General features: G+C 53.3%; 18 protein-coding genes and 2 riboswitches. Of the genes, 7 read left to right on the forward strand and 11 right to left on the reverse strand.

The genetic code is table 11. From position 1 onward, the window contains the following. Positions 1-16 precede the first annotated feature (16 nt). From C7820_RS10860 to C7820_RS10875, 4 genes are all read right to left on the reverse strand, one after another. Complete coding sequence (locus tag C7820_RS10860; RefSeq protein WP_116230951.1) at positions 17-1,789, reverse strand: methyl-accepting chemotaxis protein; 1,773 nt, start codon at positions 1,787-1,789, stop codon at positions 17-19. 176 nt (positions 1,790-1,965) lie between these two features. Further along, a riboswitch (cyclic di-GMP riboswitch) is annotated at positions 1,966-2,052 on the reverse strand. A 108-nt stretch (positions 2,053-2,160) separates the two neighbouring features. Beyond that, positions 2,161-2,856 (reverse strand): 4'-phosphopantetheinyl transferase family protein, encoded by a 696-nt coding sequence (locus C7820_RS10865; protein WP_181908994.1) that lies wholly within the window; start codon positions 2,854-2,856, stop codon positions 2,161-2,163. Between the two features lie 460 nt (positions 2,857-3,316). Beyond that, positions 3,317-4,438 carry a Gfo/Idh/MocA family protein gene (locus C7820_RS10870; protein ID WP_076167255.1) on the reverse strand — a complete coding sequence of 374 codons (1,122 nt, stop codon included), beginning with the start codon at positions 4,436-4,438 and terminating at the stop codon, positions 3,317-3,319. Positions 4,439-4,481: 43 nt separating this feature from the next. Then, a complete protein-coding gene (locus tag C7820_RS10875; RefSeq protein WP_181908995.1) occupies positions 4,482-5,219 on the reverse strand; it encodes a sugar phosphate isomerase/epimerase family protein in 738 nt (245 codons plus the stop codon). A 126-nt stretch (positions 5,220-5,345) separates the two neighbouring features. On the opposite strand from C7820_RS10875, the gene C7820_RS10880 reads away from it, so the two are divergent. From C7820_RS10880 to queF, 5 genes are all read left to right on the forward strand, one after another. Beyond that, a complete protein-coding gene (locus C7820_RS10880) occupies positions 5,346-6,281 on the forward strand; it encodes an AraC family transcriptional regulator (RefSeq protein WP_116230954.1) in 936 nt (311 codons plus the stop codon). Positions 6,282-6,332: 51 nt separating this feature from the next. Then, positions 6,333-6,376: riboswitch (PreQ1 riboswitch) on the forward strand. A 128-nt stretch (positions 6,377-6,504) separates the two neighbouring features. After that, complete coding sequence (queC, locus tag C7820_RS10885) at positions 6,505-7,173, forward strand: 7-cyano-7-deazaguanine synthase QueC (protein WP_076167263.1); 669 nt, start codon at positions 6,505-6,507, stop codon at positions 7,171-7,173. After that, a complete protein-coding gene (gene queD / locus C7820_RS10890; protein WP_116230955.1) occupies positions 7,170-7,655 on the forward strand; it encodes a 6-carboxytetrahydropterin synthase QueD in 486 nt (161 codons plus the stop codon). Before queC ends, queD begins: the two co-directional genes overlap by 4 nt. After that, complete coding sequence (gene queE, locus C7820_RS10895; RefSeq protein WP_116230956.1) at positions 7,652-8,377, forward strand: 7-carboxy-7-deazaguanine synthase QueE; 726 nt, start codon at positions 7,652-7,654, stop codon at positions 8,375-8,377. Before queD ends, queE begins: the two co-directional genes overlap by 4 nt. A 100-nt stretch (positions 8,378-8,477) precedes the next feature. Further along, complete coding sequence (gene queF / locus C7820_RS10900) at positions 8,478-8,975, forward strand: preQ(1) synthase (RefSeq protein WP_076167270.1); 498 nt, start codon at positions 8,478-8,480, stop codon at positions 8,973-8,975. Between the two features lie 71 nt (positions 8,976-9,046). Here queF and C7820_RS10905 read toward each other — a convergent pair whose 3' ends face one another. Both C7820_RS10905 and C7820_RS10910 read right to left on the reverse strand, forming a co-directional pair. Then, entirely contained in the window at positions 9,047-9,541 is a 495-nt protein-coding gene (locus C7820_RS10905; protein WP_220376646.1) for a VOC family protein, read from the reverse strand. 78 nt (positions 9,542-9,619) lie between these two features. Further along, positions 9,620-10,078, reverse strand: a complete 459-nt coding sequence (locus tag C7820_RS10910) for a MarR family winged helix-turn-helix transcriptional regulator (RefSeq protein WP_116230957.1) — start codon at positions 10,076-10,078, stop codon at positions 9,620-9,622. 134 nt (positions 10,079-10,212) lie between these two features. On the opposite strand from C7820_RS10910, the gene C7820_RS10915 reads away from it, so the two are divergent. Next, positions 10,213-11,520, forward strand: coding sequence for a glycosyltransferase family 2 protein (locus tag C7820_RS10915; RefSeq protein WP_181908996.1), 1,308 nt, complete (start codon positions 10,213-10,215; stop codon positions 11,518-11,520). Here C7820_RS10915 and C7820_RS10920 read toward each other — a convergent pair whose 3' ends face one another. Together C7820_RS10920 and C7820_RS33420 are read right to left on the reverse strand one after the other, a co-directional pair. Continuing rightward, a complete protein-coding gene (locus C7820_RS10920; protein ID WP_116230959.1) occupies positions 11,521-11,724 on the reverse strand; it encodes a hypothetical protein in 204 nt (67 codons plus the stop codon). 27 nt (positions 11,725-11,751) lie between these two features. Next, a complete protein-coding gene (locus tag C7820_RS33420) occupies positions 11,752-12,288 on the reverse strand; it encodes a hypothetical protein (RefSeq protein ID WP_181908997.1) in 537 nt (178 codons plus the stop codon). 434 nt (positions 12,289-12,722) lie between these two features. On the opposite strand from C7820_RS33420, the gene C7820_RS10930 reads away from it, so the two are divergent. Then, complete coding sequence (locus tag C7820_RS10930) at positions 12,723-15,125, forward strand: glycosyltransferase (protein WP_116230961.1); 2,403 nt, start codon at positions 12,723-12,725, stop codon at positions 15,123-15,125. 149 nt (positions 15,126-15,274) lie between these two features. On the opposite strand, the gene C7820_RS10935 is transcribed toward C7820_RS10930, so the two are convergent. The 3 genes from C7820_RS10935 to C7820_RS10945 all read right to left on the reverse strand — a co-directional run bounded on the left by C7820_RS10935 (position 15,275) and on the right by C7820_RS10945 (position 17,946). After that, entirely contained in the window at positions 15,275-16,024 is a 750-nt protein-coding gene (locus C7820_RS10935) for a glycosyltransferase (RefSeq protein ID WP_116230962.1), read from the reverse strand. 64 nt (positions 16,025-16,088) lie between these two features. Continuing rightward, the gene (locus C7820_RS10940) at positions 16,089-16,787 is read right to left on the reverse strand and encodes a galactosyltransferase-related protein (protein ID WP_116230963.1); all 699 of its coding nucleotides are present in this window, start codon (positions 16,785-16,787) and stop codon (positions 16,089-16,091) included. A gap of 43 nt (positions 16,788-16,830) precedes the next feature. Beyond that, the gene (locus C7820_RS10945) at positions 16,831-17,946 is read right to left on the reverse strand and encodes a methyltransferase domain-containing protein (RefSeq protein WP_116230964.1); all 1,116 of its coding nucleotides are present in this window, start codon (positions 17,944-17,946) and stop codon (positions 16,831-16,833) included. Between the last annotated feature and the right edge of the window lie 43 nt (positions 17,947-17,989).

A 17,989-nucleotide genomic window follows, 5' to 3' on the forward strand; every position in this document is an offset into this window, starting at 1 on the left:
TTCAGCTCCTTCATGATTACACCCGCAATTTGTCGACTAAGGTTTCCAATTGGTCAGCCACCTGGTTCATCTGATTGGCGGAATCATAAATCCTGTCAAAGGAAGCCTGCTGCTCCTGGGCACTCGTCTTGATCTCGCTGGATACGGCCGAGTTTTTCTCCGCCAGCTCCGCAAGCTGTTTGATGGAAGCCGTTATTTGCTCGGTTTCGGCAACCATCTGCTGCGTCGCTGCAGAAACCTCCTGAATTTGGCTCGTAACCGAGTCGGTTGCGATCATCATGCCTTTAAACAGGGAGCCGGTTTCCTTAACGACCTCAATCCCTTTGGCGACGTTCTGCTCGCCTTCGCTGATGGCCTCGACGGCCAGTGCGGTCTCATCCTGAATGAAGCGGATCAGCTCGATAATTTGCGTGGCGGATCTTCTGGACTCTTCGGACAATTTTTTGACCTCATCGGCTACCACGGCAAATCCCCGGCCTTCCTCGCCGGCCCGCGCCGCTTCGATGCTTGCGTTCAGGGACAGCAGATTGGTCTGGGAAGCAATCTCCGTAATGACCTGGACAATTTGGCCGATTTCCTGGGAACGGACCTGCAGCTTCTCAATAATGTCCACGGAATTTTTAACCGAGTGGTTGATTGAATTCATCTGCTCGATAACCTGCTCAACGTTCTCGTTTCCTTTTTCCGACTGATCCTTCATCTGCATCGAAATGTCTGACAGCTCGGACGTATTGCCGGCAATCGTGTTGACGCCTGACGAAATTTCCTCCAGCGAAACAACGCTCTCCGTGATGGATGTGCTCTGCAGTGCAACCCGCTCGGACATTTGTTCAATATTTTTCGTAATGGCCAACGAGTTTTTGTTATTGTTCTCCACAGCCGAGAACAGGAACTTCGATTGCTCTGCCGACTGCTCCGATACTTTTTTAATCGTCCCTACCAGCTCGTTGATTTGGTTCACCATCGTGTTGAATTTGGCGTTAACCTGCCCAAGCTCATCGTCGCCAGCCTTCAGCTGTACGGTAAAATCGCCTTTGCTGAGCTTGTCCAGCGCCGTCATAAGCGATTTGATCGGGGCAAACGTCCGTCTGTTCGTGTAATACTGCAGCGCCAGTACGATCACCAGCGTAAACAGCAGGGCGAACAGCGTGTTGCGCAGCAAATCATTCTGACCGGTAGCGACCAGGCTGGCATCCACGTCGATGCCCATGTAGGCGAAGATGTTGCCGCCTGCATCCTGGAACGGATACAGGACCGTGATCCATGTACCATAGTTATCTGTATATGCTTTGGTAAACACCAGTTTTTTCGTTTTCAGCATTTCGCGGACGGCATCGGCATGAATTTTAGGCTGCTCGTACAGGTCGCCCAGATGCAAATTATCTTTGGCGAACATTTCCAGCACAGCCGACGGCATCGAAATAATCGAGGTTTGATTGCCTCCTTCGAGCTCCGGCCCGAAAATATACCCTTGGGCAATATTCGGATGCGTACGGGACAGCTCGTCAAAGATACCCGTTAGCTTTTGCTGGACAGCGGCGTTGGGATCCTTTACATTCTTGGCCTGCTCGACGTCTTGTACCGATACGCTCTTCACCAGGGCATCCATCGTTTTACCGGAATCCGACTGCAGCTGCTGGGTCAGGACGGTGCCCTGAATATAAAAGCTTGCGCCAATGACGACAGCCCCGGTGATGAAAATATAAAGACTGGTCAGCAGCATACTTCTGCTTACAATACTTAAATTTTTAAACCGCCACTTCTTGAAAAATTGCTGAGACTTGCTCATTCTCGTTTCTCTCCTTTGGTCTATCTCTATTATGTAATCTTGCTGGCAACGATCCATCTGGCCATACTAGAAACGATCTTGGTTTTGTACGAATCACACCTCCCCGTGGCGAAAACAGCTTATTCTGGGCAAAAAAATAGCAACCTATGGGAATGCAAACCACAGCTCACCAATTCATCTGCAACTGGCTGACATATCCCGTTTCGGAAGTAGTCCCTATAGCTTTGCGTCACTGCTTTTCAGCAGTTTTGCCTATGGATTTAACATGCACATTTTTATAGAAACTAATGAATAATTAGTAACTATAAATTGTTCATTTCGCAAACCTAGTCTACCATAATTTTCATGGATATTTCCATTCATTTCAGAAATTAATCTGCAAACATTTTCATATTCAACAGTTGATCCATTTCCGGCGTGTAAATTTCGATCGGCCCCTTTGCTTTCGTACAGACCGCGAGCTTATATGGTCCTTCCATCGGGATCAGCATAAACTGATAATTGCGTGCTTCAATGTCGGGACCGCTGTACTCAATGTTTCCGTCCGGACGAAGTGTGATCGTAAATGAGTCCAGCGGCTGGCTTAATCCTCTGCCGATGCATTTGATATAGCTTTCTTTGAGCGTCCAGAGGTCATAAAACCGGTTCAGCCGCTCTTCTTCGCTCAAGTGTTGAAGCAGTCCGAGTTCAGCGGGTGAAAAACATGATTCAGCCATTCCCGGGTTCACTGGGAGCACCTGCTCGACATCCACTCCAAGTTCAGACGGGCCGAGGGCGGCTACCACCCAATCTCCGGAATGGGAAAGATTAAAGTGAATATCCGGTTCGTCTGCAAAGGCCGGTTTGCCAAATTCGCTGCGTGTCCATCGCTTGGAAAAGGCGGCAGCAGGCTTTACTTGGCTCACCGCCCAGCGCACTATGACCTCGCCGAACAGGCTTCTTACAGCATCCCTCCTGTTTCTGATTCGTCGTACTTGTCTGGTTCGTTCGGGAGAGACCCGTTTCATAAAATGATCGAAATGCGCCGCAGAAACGTTCTTGATCCCAAGCATATACAGTCTGATCATCAAGCCCTCCTGAGCACGCAGCTCCATTCGTAATCACCAGGTCCGCTTACGGCAGTTTTTGCTACTAAAATGAAAGGCGCGAAATCTAGTGCATATTCCCCAATTCATCGATTTGTTTAGGATGAACCTCCTACGAAAAACTAACGTTCATTATTACTATTCGGCCAATTTTTCCTATTTTTTAATAGCTTCTAGCATTTGTACACAAATTGATCAACAAATTAGGTACAAACGTCTACACACGACGTCTCTGGGGACAAGCCTCGCATCCCCTTCATGCAAAAAAAAGCCCGATCCTCGGAAACCAAGAATCCAGCCTTTACCCGTACATCACCGCTGATCCGGGGCAGCTGCGTGGGAATAGCTCTCCTGCGAACGAGCCTTTCAACGAAAAAAACCGCCCGGCAGCAGCCGGACGGTTGTACTTGATTGTAGCGTATTGTCTTTGGCAGGGCTGAACTTATCCTTCGGCCGTGACAAGCTGGTCGTCGAAATATACCGTTTTGCCGGTACGGGCCGACTCGTAAATGGCCTCCAGAACTTCCGTTACGACCAGCGCCTGTTCCGGTTTGACCATCGGCTCGGTATCGTTCAGAATGCTCTCGATCCAGAGACGGCATTCTCTGCCGGCTTGGCTCTCGGAATTGCCTGCGAAGTAGGCGACCCCGCCTGTCTTCAGCTCCGGCTTCTTCGTATACAGCACGCCAAGGTCCTCACCGTTGATGCGCAAGCCGTCCTTCATGTCCGCGCCGCCTTCCGTACCGGACAGGGAAGCCTGAGCTTCGCCCACGTCAAGCGTGTTGAGCGCCCAGCTCGCTTCCAGAATGACGGTTGCGCCGTTCTCCATCGTAATAAAGCCAAACGCGGAGTCTTCCACATTAAATTCTTCCGGGTTCCATGGACCAAAAGCGTTGGCAGGGCTTTCCTTGTCGCCAAGCTTGTAGTACACGTTGCCTTTGACGCTCTTTACTTTGTAATTGTTCATCAGCCAGAGCGTCAGGTCCAGCGCGTGCGTACCGATATCGATCAGCGGTCCGCCTCCCTGCTCATCCTCGTTCAGGAACACGCCCCATGTCGGCACGGCGCGTCTGCGGATCGCATGCGCTTTCGCAAAGTAAATGTCGCCGAGGTCGCCTCTTTCGCAAATTTGCTTGAGGGTCAGGGAATCCGGACGATAGCGGTTGTCATAGCCGATCGTAAGCTTCTTGCCGGTCCGCTTGGCGGTTTCGACCATCGCTCTTGCCTCTTTGGCTGTCTTGGCCATCGGCTTTTCACACATCACGTGTTTGCCTGCTTCGAGGGCGTCGATCGTAATAAAGGAGTGCGATTTGTTCGGTGTGCATACATGCACGACGTCAATGCTCTCGTCCTTCAGCAGTTCTTTGTAGTCGGTGTAGATTTTGATCGTATCCTCTTTGCCGATTTTGCGGGCGGACTCGATGGCACGCTCTTCGATGATGTCGCAAAAAGCCACCAGCTCTACGTTTTTCTGGTTAACCAGGTTCGGGATGTGCTTGCCGTTGGCGATGCCTCCACAACCAACGATTGCTACCTTCAATACTCTATCGGTATTTTGCGCCATGACTCATTCTCCTTTTCATATATAAAATGGGATTGTACCAGAATTACAAAATTTCCCGTAAATATTTCAGGCTCTGGCCGATGCTGTCCAGCTGCGGAATTTCATATTCCTCCTGCTCGACCGTAAACCAGTTGACGCCGTACTGCTTGCCTGCCGCCGTAATGGCACGGAAATCCATAATGCCGGAACCGATTTCCGTATTCCGCTTGTCCTCCAGGCTCTTCATATCCTTGATGTGCAGAATGGCGCAGCGCTCTTTGTATTTGTTGATAAAGTCCACCGAGCGCAGTCCGGCGTGCTCCGCCCAATATGTATCCAGCTCGATGAACAGATGATCAGGGTCCGTATTGTTCACCAGCAGGTCCAGCCCGTATTCGCCATCGAATTTCTCAAATTCGATGCCATGATTGTGGTAACCGAAGCGGATACCGCTCTGCTTGCAGCGTTCGCCGATGCGGTTGAACAGCTCCGCAGTACGCTTGTAGCTGTCAGCGCTGTTTCTCATTTCCTCCGGAAGACCGGGACAGATGATGTAAGCGCTATTAATTTCCTGCGAATACTCGATCGTCCGATCCAGGTGATCCGTCAGCTCGGATACGCCGATATGGCTGCCGGCCGCCTGCAGGCCATACTCGTCCAGCGCTTTCTTCAGATCCGAGGCGGAAGTATTGAAATAACCGGCGAATTCGACGCCATCGTAGCCGATCTCCGCAACCTTCCGGAGCGTCCCGAGAAAATCAGTTCCTGTCAGTTCCTTGATTGAATATAACTGCAATGCCACCTTTTCCATCCTTTGCACCCCTTCCGTTGATACAAAGTAACGATACCAAAATCCCTCGATAAGTTATACAATGAACCTATTCTAATATATTAAATATTTGTCATTGTATAACGGGAGCGTGCGAAAATGACCGAGCCTTATTTTGAGTCGAACCGCCCATCCATCGGGACGATCCACTATCCGTACGAATGCATGATCCATCAAAGCGCCGGCAGCCGCTGGATCGTTCACGCCCACTGGCACATGTATATCGAGATTCTTTATTTTCTCACGGGAAAAGCCAAGGTGTTCCTGGGAGGAGAGTCCCATACCCTGAGCAAAGGCGATCTGATCGTGATCCACTCGCATGAAACCCACTCCATCTATGCGCTGGATGGGGAGCAGGTCTCTTATATAGTCATTAAATTCGATCCTGAAATTTTGTACTCGACATCCAGAACCGTATTCGAATCGAAGTACGTGCTGCCGTTTACGATGGCGGAATCGAACAATCAGCGGATGTTCGCCGAGTCCGAAATCAAGGATACGGTCGTCCCGGATCTGGTGCGCGAAATTTATGACGAATTCACGAACCGGTCTTACGGCTTCGAGCTCGCGGTCCGGACGCTGATCTGCAGGCTCTTCCTATGGTTTTTGCGCGAATCGAAAAACCTCGGCCTCCATTGGGATGTTGCCCACTCCCTAAAGGAGATGGACATCCAGATGCTGCAGAAAGTGTTCGAGTACATCGACGACAACTACCGCTTTGACATCAACGCCCAGGCCGCCGCGCGGATCTGCAACCTGAGCTACAGCTATTTTTCGCGCCGCTTCAAAGCGATCATGGGCAAAACGTTTACCAATTATTTGAACTACATTCGGATTACCGAGGCGGAGAAGCTGCTCCTGACCACCGAGATGACCATGACGGAAATCGCCCAGGAGACGGGATTTTCGAGCTCGAGCTACTTTATCCAGCAGTTCAAGCAGTACAAGAACATTTCGCCGAGCCAGTTCCGCAAAAAGGTCAGCAGCGAAAATGTTGAAATCCAAAACTCCCTCATCCGCAAAGATATGATATAATAGTCCGGCGCAGCACCCTGCGCTTAATTGAAGACAATCCGCGCGTCCCGTGCGGGAGAGGTTCGCGAACTCCCTCTATAAAAAACTAAGACTGCCCTCTTTGGCCATAAAGACCGGGCTTGTTTTTTTACGGATCAGTTCAAGAATCCTCTCTCTTCTGCCGGAGATCAGGTGCTTTCCAGCCCTGCCCTTCCGGACCAAATCATGAAGGAGAGGTTTTTTTATGCTCAAAAACGAAAAAGCGGTCGTCGTGTTCAGCGGCGGCCAAGACAGTACGACGTGCCTGTTCTGGGCGCTCCGGCAGTTCAAGGAAGTCGAAACAGTTACGTTCGACTACGGTCAGCGCCACCGGCTTGAAATCGAATGTGCGCAGTCGATCGCCGCGGAGCTTGGCGTGAAGAACACCGTGCTGGACATGAGCCTGCTCAATCAGCTCGCCCCGAACGCGCTGACGCGAAGCGACATTGAAATTACGCAGGAGGAAGGCGAACTTCCCAGCACGTTCGTGGACGGCCGGAACCATCTGTTCCTGAGCTTCGCTGCCGTGCTGGGCAAGCAGTCCGGCGCCAGACATTTGGTCACCGGTGTATGCGAAACAGACTTCAGCGGTTACCCCGACTGCCGGGATGCTTTCGTCAAGTCCCTGAACGTGACGCTGAACCTCGCCATGGACTATGACTTTGTCATCCATACGCCGCTGATGTGGCTCGACAAAGCGGAAACCTGGAAGCTTGCCGACGATCTTGGCGCCTTCCCGTTTGTGCGCGAACGCACGTTGACCTGCTATAACGGCATCATCGGCGACGGGTGCGGCGAATGCCCTGCCTGCCGGCTGCGCAAGGCTGGTCTTGATAAATACCTTCAATCCAAGGCGGAGGCGCTGCAGCCATGACCAAGACTCCCGGCGAATTCCGCATCGTGGACCGGCTGCAAAAGCTGGGGGAAGACATTCAGGCATCCGACCTGCGCTATCATCATAAGAGGGTGCTTGTCAGCAAAGAGTTTACCTTCGACGCCGCGCACCACCTGCATGCCTATGAAGGCAAATGCAAAAACTTGCACGGCCATACGTATAAAGCCGTTTTTGGGATCAGCGCCTTTCCGGACGAGGTCGGCATTACCGCCGATTTCGGCCTGATCAAGCAAATCTGGAAGGAGCGGATCGAACCTTCCTTGGACCACCGCTATTTGAACGAAACGCTGCCTCCGATGAATACGACTGCCGAGAATATAGTCGTTTGGCTGTTTGAGCGGATGGAAGAGGCGCTTAACTGCGGGGATTACCGAATCGAAGGCGGCCGGACCGAATTCGTCCGTCTGTACGAAACGCCGACGAGTTATGCCGAGGCGAGACGGGAGTGGATGTACGAATGAATATTCCCGTGCTTGAAATTTTCGGCCCAACGGTTCAGGGCGAAGGCATGGTCATCGGCCAGAAGACGATGTTCGTGCGCACGGCGGGCTGCGATTACCGCTGCTCCTGGTGCGACTCCGCATTTACATGGGACGGCAGTGCCAAGGCGGACATCCGCCAAATGAGCGCCGGCGACATCTGGGAGGAGCTTCAGCGGATCGGTGGCGAGCGCTTCTCCCACGTCACCCTGTCCGGCGGCAATCCCGCTCTGCTGCCCCAGCTCGGCTCGCTTGTGAGCCTGCTGGAAAGCCACGGGATCCGGGTAGCCGTCGAAACCCAGGGCTCCCGCTGGCAGGACTGGCTTGACGACATTCACGAAGTCACACTGTCGCCGAAGCCGCCGAGCTCCGGCATGGAGACCGACTGGGAGATGCTGGACAGCATCGTGACCCGGCTTGCGGCCAGACCGGCCGCTTATGCGTACAGCTTGAAAGTCGTCGTCTTTGACGATGCCGATCTGGCCTATGCCGCCAAAGTCCATGCCCGGTACCCGCAGGCGCCGATGTATCTTCAGGTCGGCAACCCCGACCTGAAGCGGATGGATATCGCGGGCCATGCCGCCGACCTGCTCGCCCGTTATGAGCGGCTCATCGACGCCGTTGTCGCTTCCCCCGAGCTGAACGCGGTCCGCGTGCTGCCTCAGCTTCACGCGCTGGTGTGGGGAAATAAGCGCGGCGTTTAACCAAATCTGCAGCAGCCTTAAGCTCGCAGATTCGGGCGGATGCCAGCTGTGAACATTTTCCTATTGAACAAATTAGAAACGATCCTGGAGGAATGACGATATGTCTGGAAGACAGCCGCACGAAATGAAGGATTTGACGCTTCTCGGCAACCAAGGGACCAAGTATGTGTTCCAATATGACCCTGAGCTGCTCGAGAGCTTTGATAACAAGCATGCCTACCGCGATTATTTCGTTAAATTTAATTTTCCCGAGTTTACCAGCCTGTGCCCGATCACGGGACAACCCGATTTCGCCACGCTTCATATCAGCTACATTCCCGACCAGAAAATGGTCGAGAGCAAGTCGCTGAAGCTGTACCTGTTCAGCTTCAGGAATCATGGAGACTTCCATGAAGACTGCATGAATATTATTATGAACGATCTGATCAAGCTGATGGATCCGCGCTATATTGAGGTATGGGGGAAATTCACGCCGCGGGGCGGCATTTCCATCGATCCGTACTGCAATTACGGACGCCCGGGCACCAAGTATGAGCAGTGGGCGGAGCAGCGCATGATCAACCACGATCTGTATCCGGAGAAAATCGACAATCGTTAAGGCGATAAGCCGACATACGCAGCAGCCGCGGGATCCCCCGCGGCTGCTTTGCGTACACCTAAGCCTTTTCTTTACGCCTTCTCCTTCGGCCAGGCAGCCTCCAGCTGGATCCCGTTATTATCAAGAAAGATGAAATTGCGAATGAGGCCCTGATCATAAATGTCCGTCATGACAACCCCGAGCTCTTGCAGCCTTTTCCGCAGCTTCATCCCGTCGGTCTCCGAACGCAGGCTAAAGGCTACATGCTGCAGCGCTCCTGGAAGAAACCGGTTCAAGCTGGACGAATTTCGGTCGGCCGCGAGCTGCTTGATCTCTTCGGAGCTCTGGCTGATGACAGCCTCCTCGTATTCAAAGAAATGAATTCCCCAAGACCGGGTATCCCCCGGTTTAATGAAGCAGTGACGTCCTCTTTTCCCGGCAGCAGAGAAAACAGGACCAGCCTCCATGCCAAGCGTGTGGACGTAAAATGCGATCGTTGCGTCAAGATCGGGTGTCACCAATGCCGTATGGTGAAATCCTTGCCAGCGAACATCAGGCGCCGACGAATGAGTTTGAATGTTACCCAACTGATTCATCTCCTTTTGCAATTTGATTAGAATTCTAACTATATGAACAAAAAAAGAGGACTCGCTTCCTCTCTTCTATTAGCGGTCCATGCGCTGTACCACTCTGATCAGCAGACTCCTAAGGGATTCATACTCCTCCGTGGTGAATTCCTGTCTGACCACATGATCGATCCGCTGCGTCAAATGCCGGGTCCGGGCGGCAAGCTCCTTGCCGGGCTCCGTCAGGTAAATTTGCTTGGAGCGCGCGTCTTCCGGATGGTCGCGGCGGTAGACCAGCCCCCGCTTTACCAGCCCGTTGATCAGACTCGTTACGCTGGGACGCTCGATCATCAGGATTGGCTCCATTTCGGACGGTGTAATACCGGGATAATTGTCGATAATTCCGAGGGCACTCCACTGCGTGTGTGTGATGCCGTATGGCTTCAACAGCCCTTCGAGTTCCCTTCTCATCGCGATATAAGCCGTCTTGACCAGGCGTCCCAGCGGGCCTGCGTCCCATTCCCAAACGTTCCCATTTCCTTGCTCGCCACTAACCATGACCAAATCCTCCATTTAGTTAGAATTCTAACTACAACTCTAAATCACGCGCTTGGATTTGTCAATTTCGCAGTGTCACTTGGGCCATTGTTACATACGCTATGTTAACGACGGATTTGGGAAAGGAGCACGCCATGCTCGTCTTCATTCTGCCTTCCCTCCACCTGCGCCACGCACAATCAACCGCCTGTTCCGTACGGCAGGAGCTCCCTGATTCGAATGTCGTCGTGCTGGAACATGGCAGCCTCGGTTCCCGGATGAACCAGGAGCTTGCCTCTTACCAGGAGCCCTACTTTCTGACGCTGCACGCGGGGGAGCGGCTGCTTCCGGGCATGGATGCCTTCCTGCGTACAGAGCTTTGCCATCTTCCCGAAGCGTCGGCCGGCTGCATCTTCAGCCCCACAACCCCAGATGAGGGCGGACGCGGACGATTCCAGCCGCCAAGAGGCCCGCTGATCTGGCGAACGGACGCTGTCATGGCACCGCCTTCGCCGGGTTTCACGGAAACAGTGCTGCTGCCTTTCGAATCCTACATCCTGTTAGACAAACAATACCAGCTCAACACCGCTTTCACCTGGACTTCTACCCGCAATTGTCCGGTGGTTCCGGCTGTCTCCTCCCCGTTACCCTGGCAAAAAAAGCGTGAGGAATGGGAGCTGCTGCGTCCGCTGCTCGCCGCACCGATCCAGGTTGAGCCGAGGACGGACGCGTCACATAAAGTGCCGCTGGTAACCATTCTGTTATGTACTTATAATGATGCCGATTATATTCCTTGGGCTGTCCGTTCGGTTATGGCACAAACGCTGCCCGATTGGGAACTCTTAATCATCGATGACGGGTCGAACGATCGTACGCCATATATCTTGGATATGCTGTATCCGGACCACCGCATCCGGACCTGCCGGCTGGAGCGCAATTCGGGAAAGGCCCATGCGCTGAATTCGGGATTGTACATGGCGAAAGGAAGCTGGCTGCTCGAGCTCGATGCCGACGACTGGCTGTCCCCCGACTGCCTGGAACAGTTATACAGCAAGGCTAGCCTGCACAGGCAGGCAGGCGTTATATATGCCGATCACGTACAATGGGAGGAACGAAAAAATAAGCAGCTGATTTATCAGGGTGTACGTACCGCCGTTCAACCTTTCTCTACTGCCCGTGTAATCGAAGCCGGCATTCCCATTGCCCCGCGGATGTTCAATACAGCCAAGCTTAGATCGTTGTCCGGCTGGAACACGGATTCCCCGTTCGGCGGCCGTCTGTACGAAGACATCGAAATCCTCGCCAGAATGTCGGGGTCCGCCGAATTTTTGTATGTCGATAGGGCGCTGTACCACCGGCGTATCCGCCTGCACAGTATTACGCACCGCTTTTCAGATCATTACTCGGAATGGCTGAACTGGATGAACGCCGGAGACAATGGGGCGGCACCGAATTATGAATGATTACAGAGGCAGGATACGGACCAGCGCCACGCTGTTCGTGGATATATTTACGCGCTGCGCCGTCGGGATGTAATTATTACTGACTGTATCCACGGCCAGAATCCCCCCGGAAGAAGATGCCAGAGTGCCCTGGATAAACTGGTTGGTCTGCTGCACTTCGACATGTCTGCCGACAAAAACGGCAAGTGCTTCCTCAAAATTCATACGCCTTCCCTCCTGAAGTCACTAAGGTTATGAAACGGCCAACAAGCTGCGGAACGGGATCAATACGTTGCTTCCATCCGGCTCAAGAACCTGGACATAGTCTTCACCAATCAGGATCAAAGTGCCGAATATGGTTCCTACCGGTGTTTCCAGCGTGACGCGCGAATTAATCCGTGGCGTCAGCAGAGCAACGATGCCTGTAGGTCCAGTACCCGGTGCTGGTCCTGGAGCTGGAGCTGGACCTGGCGCCGGTCCGGGGCCTGGTGCCGGGCCTGGCGCTGGGCCTGGACCTGGTCCCGGACCTGGTGCCGGTCCTGGACCGATACCCAAGCGGCTGTTCAGGGTGGCGACCTGCTGCTCCAGCGTGCTTACCCGGGCCGATAGCTCCGCCACGGTACCCGTTAAGCTCTGGAATTGCTGCTTCAATCTTAACAGCCCGTGCTTGATATCATGGATCAGCTTCAGAAGCGAACCCGGCTTTTTCTTATGGAAATGCCGCTTCTTTTTGTGATGTGCTGGAATACCGCAATCCTTCTTGTGCTTTTTCATGAGTACCAATTTCACTTGACCTACCTCCTTTATAGTCATTGGTACAATATGTAGGTAGTCAATGATAGGGACCAGACCAAGCGGAAGTTGATCAAAATGCCCAGCGATAAGCCTTTACCCGGGCAATTCTCCTAAAAATGATCACCTCATATGGTGATATACCCAAACGTAAAGTTGACCCGGTACATATTTTGTACATAGACAATCGTTAGGGAGGAGAATAACGCTTGAACAAACCGAGGAACCGATCCAGGAAGGCATCCCGCCCATTGTCTGCCTCCGCGGCCGATAAACCAAAAAGCAATCATTCAGCCAAGCCAAAACGTGCCCTCGACCCGCGTATAACCGCGCTTGCTTCACCGCGCGATTCTCTGCCGATGGAGCCTTTTCCAGGGCAGCACCTCGGGGCGTATTCGCCCCCTCGCTTGCCAATCACAGTGCCTACTGCAATGGAGCCTTTACAGGATCTTCGTACAGCAAAGCCTGGCCAGGATTTGGCGGTACCCTATGACATCATCCGGTTTCCCGTTATTGACTGGGATTTCCGCTGGCAGCGCCCGCAGCAGTTGTCCCGGCAGTTTGCCGCACGGGGTCACCGCGTTTTTTATATAACGACGGACGTCGTCTCCATTTCGAAGGAGCGTGCCGCCAGGGATGAAGTCTGCCGCTATGTCAAATTCAAAAAGGTGGACCGGAATATATGGCTGGTGACCCTCTGTGCCCATAGACGATTAAACTTGTACCAGGACCAAATGGACGATTTAGATATCCAATATTTAAAATGGTCACTGGAGCATGTCCTTGCCAAATTTGCGGTCACCTCATATGTATCCATCGTCGACCTTCCGTTTTGGACTCCGCTTGTCACGGCGATGAACCTGCACAACATCATTTATGACTGCATGGACGATCATGCCGGGTTTTCGACCAATCATGCCGACGTTATTCATCAGGAAGACCTGCTGATCCAAAAAGCAAATGTGGTGCTCACTTCCTCGCAAGTGCTCCATCAGCGCGTCCGTGAGCTGAATCCCTCATCGATTCTGGTGCGCAACGCTGCCGATGTCAGCCATTTTGCCGGCTGGGCGGGCAGCGCCCCCGCAGAACTCAGCAGTATTACCGGCCCGGTGATCGGCTATTACGGCGCAATCTCGGATTGGTTTGATATCGGCTTGATTGAAGCGATGGCCCGGAACAGGCCGGAATGGACCTTTGCCTTAATCGGCCATACGTTCGGCTGCGATACCTCCGGGGTGGAACAGCTGCCGAACGTCCTGCTGCTCGGGGAGAAGCCCTATGAGGAGCTTCCAGGCTATCTTCACCGGTTTGACTGCGCGATCATTCCGTTCGTCCGGAACAATTTGACCCAGGCGACAAACCCCGTCAAGCTCTATGAATATTTGGCGGCGGGCAAGCCGGTCGTTTCCACCCCTTTGCCCGAGCTGACCGAAATCGCCTCGGACATGGTGGAAATCGCGGATTCCCCCGGAGCGTTCGAGGCGGCGGTGGAGCGGACGCTCAGCACCATATCGGAGCTGCCGGAAGCCGCGAGATTTCGGCGTAAATTTGCCATGAGCAATACGTGGGGGCATCGATACGAAATGCTGCATCGGGCCATTGTACAACATATTTTTCCGAAGGTCAGCATCGTCATCGTGACCCATAACAACTGGTCGTTCACAAGGCAGTGTCTGAACAGCCTGCTTCGGAAAGACGCCTATCCGAACATGGAGATCATTGTAGTCGACAACGGCTCCACCGATCAGACCCGTGCGCAGCTTGCGGCGTTGGCGCAGAAACCGGTGCAGACCGTATTTTCACCCATCAATCTGGGGTTTGCCGAGGGGAACTCATTGGGAGCAAGCTGTGCCACCGGCGAATATCTGATTCTCCTTAATAACGATACGATTGTCCCCGACTCGACCTGGGTTCCCAAGCTGATCCGGCCGATGCAGGAACACAGCGATATCGCCATGACCGGACCGATGTCCAACCACGTAGGGAATGATCAGGCGCTTGACTTTTTTATCGGTGACCCCGTACAAGGGGCGGATCGCGGCTGGCTGAAGGAGTTTTATGAAAATTACCGCGGACGCACGCGCGAAACCGGACTGCTCGGATTTTTCTGTGTGGCCATCCGGCGCAGCGCATTTGAAGAGATCGGGCCGCTGGACCGCCATTACGGCATCGGAATGTTTGAAGACGACGATTACTGTGAACGGGTCAAGCAAGCGGGCTACCGGATGGTGATCGTTGAAGACGCCTTTGTGTACCATCACGGCAGTGCAACGATCAAGAAGTTAAAAAGCCAGGAATACCAATCGCTGTGGGATCGAAACAAGCAATATTACGAATCCAAGTGGAATAAGGCGTGGCAGCTGCCCAAAGGTCCGTTGAACCCCTTTAACCTGTCCGTAACCCCGGAAGAAGTCCGGGAAGCGGCCGATGCTCTCCATTCTGGGAAAAAACGTGTGCTGGTGCTTGGAGAACTGTCATGGAGCGACGAACCTGCAAGATGGCAGCAGCTGGTGAAGCAGTTGGCCCAAAGGGACGACTGCACCGTGATTGTCTACACGCTGACATATCTTCAGCATCCCGTCGTCGGCATCCGCAAGGCCGGCCCCCGGCTGTATTTGACCAACCGTATCGATTTGTTCAGCCAATTCAGCTTCGATTTAGCCGTTTATTGCGGGTCGCAGCAGGTGTTCGAAGAGATTCATGCTGAACGTTATGCGGCGGATGGAGAATGCTACCATGCGGGTCAGTTCGGGCCGCTGGCCGCCAAATTGCCGGAAGTTCAGCTGTACGAAGAGCCTGAAGTGTCCCGAATCGTTCAGCAGTCGCTTGCATGATAAGCCTAGCCTTCAAAGGCTGAACCATTCGTTTTGCGGTACATGGAATGTCACGATAAAGCCCTCACCCGGACCCCCGGATCATTTCCCGGTTCCGACGTGAGGGCTTAGTTCTTTTCATGCTTCAAAGGTGTGGGATGCTCTAACCGTTAGCCATTCAACTGTCCCAAATAGCGCTGAATGACGGCCGGATGCTTTCCTTGAAAAGGGACCGTGGCAATTTGGTACTCCTTATGGCTGTAATTCCAGTCCGGTTCCCCTTCATTGTTCAGCAGATTGACATCTCCTCTGCGGTTGTCGTTATATTTGATCCGCTTGCCAATCGCATAGTGGTAATGGTATACGTTAACGTCGGCCCGGGCGCGCGGAACGTTCCAAATGCTGGCTCCGCCGGCCGCTTCCAAAGTGCAGTGATGCTTCTCGTCCCGGTAACGGATACCTTTGCCGGCCCGCCACATCCGTGTGATGTCATTGGACCAGCGCTCATCTCCCGGACTGTTGACCCGAATCGTGTTCGTATCCCTCCAAAAATTCACAAACGGAAATTGATAGACATCAACGGCGGTGTTCGCCATCAGCTCAGGCAGCACGTCCCGGAACCTGTCGTCCATGATTTCATCGATATCGAGGTTCATAATCCAATCCCCGGTGGCCTGACCGATCAAAAAGTTCCGCACTTCCGATTCGTTCCAGTCCTCGGTATAGGGAAGACCTGTCTGAGGCATCGTAAACAGCCGGATCGGATACTTCGTTTCGAGCCGGGCGATATGCTCCAGGCTTCCGTCCGTGCTTCCCCCATCCACGATAATGATTTCATCGGCAAAGGCTGCCACGCTCTCCAAATACAAAGGGACAAAGGTCTCTTCGTTCAGGATCGGGACAATGACCGATAATGTCATAGATTCTGCTCCTTCCTTTCCTGTTCATCCCATGCTGGCCGTATTGCGGCGGAACGTCTTACAATCAGGGCTTACCCGCCCGCTTTTCCCGGATCAGATCGTTCATCGACTCCCTGTCTCCCCGGGCAGCTCTGTATCGTTCAAAAAGCCTGTAATTATGCTCATAATGGGGGTTGCCTTTCGGACCTACGAAAGGATGCCAAAAATGGTACATCAGTCCGTCGAGACGGATATGCTCGCCCACCAGTGTATCCATCGTATAAGCAAAAGCCTCGTCCTCGCCGCCCCAGCCGATGAAACGCTCATCGTAACCGCCGATCTGTTCAAATGCGCTCCGGCCGACAATATTTAATCCCCCGACGAAAAAGGCGGCATGTTCTTCCCTGGTATCCGGTTCGGTATCCAGGGGCCAGATGGCTTCTCCCTCTATGACCAACCGGGAGACGCGCTGCGTCAGCCGGTTGATCCGGCTGAACGGAATGACCCACCGCCCCTGTTCAATACAGCGGACCGAATCGGCCACCAGCTGCGGGTCGTAGACGATATCACCGTCGGCAATGATGAAGATGCTGCCGCTTGCCCGGGATGCTGCCCGGTTGATCGCCCTGGATCTGCTGAAAGGTTCGTCTGCGCCAATCTCCCCGATGCAAATATCCGCCGAGGGCAGAATATACTTGTAAAACCGAAGGACAAAGGACAGCGCCTCATCCCTCGGCCCGCCGTCCGGCTGGTATGGAATCAGAACGGACAATTCGTCATGCATCCACATTTCACCTCCGCTTCCGATAGATTAACCGGCTGCCGGTCTATGCTTTTCGAAAAACACCAAGTTCCCGGTATTTCCCCGTGCCGAACGTATCCGCCAGCTTTTCATAATGCTTAAAACCGGTATTCTCCAACAGCATCTTCTTCTCCGATTCAATGGCATCCCCGGATTCCCAGAAGAGCAGACCGCAGACGCTCCGGTCCAGCTGGGCAAGAAACCGCCTGCAAGCTTCCGGATCTTTCATGATGTGATAAAAAACGGTCAGCAGCAGTCCGATATCATATTGCTGCACGGCTTCAGACTCTTCAAAACGCTCCGTTATGACTGAAAATGCCGTCCGCTCCATCGTGTTCAGCTTGTGGAGGAGGGTATGGTGATCCGGATCCGGTTCCACCCCGGTGACGTCCGCCCCTTCTCTGACAAAATGCCGGGCATAGTAACCAATGTTGCAGCCAATGTCCAGGACGCTCCGCCCTTTCAGCTTCTCCGGCCCCAAAAACCGGGCAATGTGGTCAAGCCTCGTTGGATACGTCTCGTCCCGCTCGCTGTGCATCCCGTAAAATCGCGGATTCAATATCGGCGTGTAAATCAGCGTTCGCTGCTGGTCCTTCATCGTTTGCTCGACATCAGCCGCTGCTGCGGAATGAAGCCAGACCGGGTAATCCTGCAGCGGGATCCGGACGGGAATTCTCCGAAAGCCGAGGCAGTACAGAAAACAAGCCCGGTGATGTCCATCCACAATATTAAAGTAACCGGACGGATTCCATCTCGCTTTGACCGGATAATCGAAAAAAAAGTCCGGTCCGCTGAGGAGCTCTGAGCGCATATTGTCATATTCCATCCGTCTTTGATTCAGGAGCTCGGTTCCGGACATTAACGGGGTTATCCCCCGTGTCGCATGAATCTGCTCATACCAATCCAGGTAAGCATCCGGCGCAGCCCCCGGCTCCTCGCCAAAGTAACGGTACAGCTCCCGATGCGGAACGAGCCGCATGATGGAAATGTCGGCATACTGAAGATGGTGTTCGTACCAACGGTCCGTAAACGATTGGATCAGATGGTCGGTACGGGCCGACCGGACATCCAATTCGGTGAACAGCAGCTCAACAGGGATTTCAGTAACTACGTAATCTCTGCTGGCACCATGCCCTGTCATATGGCGCTTCCCCCATTCGGTGTTGATATTGACCCAAGCCTCT

It is taken from the genome of Paenibacillus sp. VMFN-D1 (genome assembly GCF_003386155.1).
Lineage (GTDB): Bacteria > Bacillota > Bacilli > Paenibacillales > Paenibacillaceae > Paenibacillus_AQ > Paenibacillus_AQ favisporus.

Coding starts and splice junctions, on each gene's coding strand:
- C7820_RS10860 (WP_116230951.1), bottom strand. CDS start 1,789: ATGAGCAAGTCTCAGCAATTTTTCAAGAAGTGGCGGTTTAAAAATTTA.
- C7820_RS10865 (WP_181908994.1), bottom strand. CDS start 2,856: ATGATCAGACTGTATATGCTTGGGATCAAGAACGTTTCTGCGGCGCAT.
- C7820_RS10870 (WP_076167255.1), bottom strand. CDS start 4,438: ATGGCGCAAAATACCGATAGAGTATTGAAGGTAGCAATCGTTGGTTGT.
- C7820_RS10880 (WP_116230954.1), top strand. CDS start 5,346: ATGACCGAGCCTTATTTTGAGTCGAACCGCCCATCCATCGGGACGATC.
- queC (WP_076167263.1), top strand. CDS start 6,505: ATGCTCAAAAACGAAAAAGCGGTCGTCGTGTTCAGCGGCGGCCAAGAC.
- queD (WP_116230955.1), top strand. CDS start 7,170: ATGACCAAGACTCCCGGCGAATTCCGCATCGTGGACCGGCTGCAAAAG.
- queE (WP_116230956.1), top strand. CDS start 7,652: ATGAATATTCCCGTGCTTGAAATTTTCGGCCCAACGGTTCAGGGCGAA.
- queF (WP_076167270.1), top strand. CDS start 8,478: ATGTCTGGAAGACAGCCGCACGAAATGAAGGATTTGACGCTTCTCGGC.
- C7820_RS10910 (WP_116230957.1), bottom strand. CDS start 10,078: ATGGTTAGTGGCGAGCAAGGAAATGGGAACGTTTGGGAATGGGACGCA.
- C7820_RS10915 (WP_181908996.1), top strand. CDS start 10,213: ATGCTCGTCTTCATTCTGCCTTCCCTCCACCTGCGCCACGCACAATCA.
- C7820_RS10920 (WP_116230959.1), bottom strand. CDS start 11,724: ATGAATTTTGAGGAAGCACTTGCCGTTTTTGTCGGCAGACATGTCGAA.
- C7820_RS10930 (WP_116230961.1), top strand. CDS start 12,723: ATGGAGCCTTTACAGGATCTTCGTACAGCAAAGCCTGGCCAGGATTTG.
- C7820_RS10935 (WP_116230962.1), bottom strand. CDS start 16,024: ATGACATTATCGGTCATTGTCCCGATCCTGAACGAAGAGACCTTTGTC.
- C7820_RS10940 (WP_116230963.1), bottom strand. CDS start 16,787: ATGCATGACGAATTGTCCGTTCTGATTCCATACCAGCCGGACGGCGGG.
- C7820_RS10945 (WP_116230964.1), bottom strand. CDS start 17,946: ATGACAGGGCATGGTGCCAGCAGAGATTACGTAGTTACTGAAATCCCT.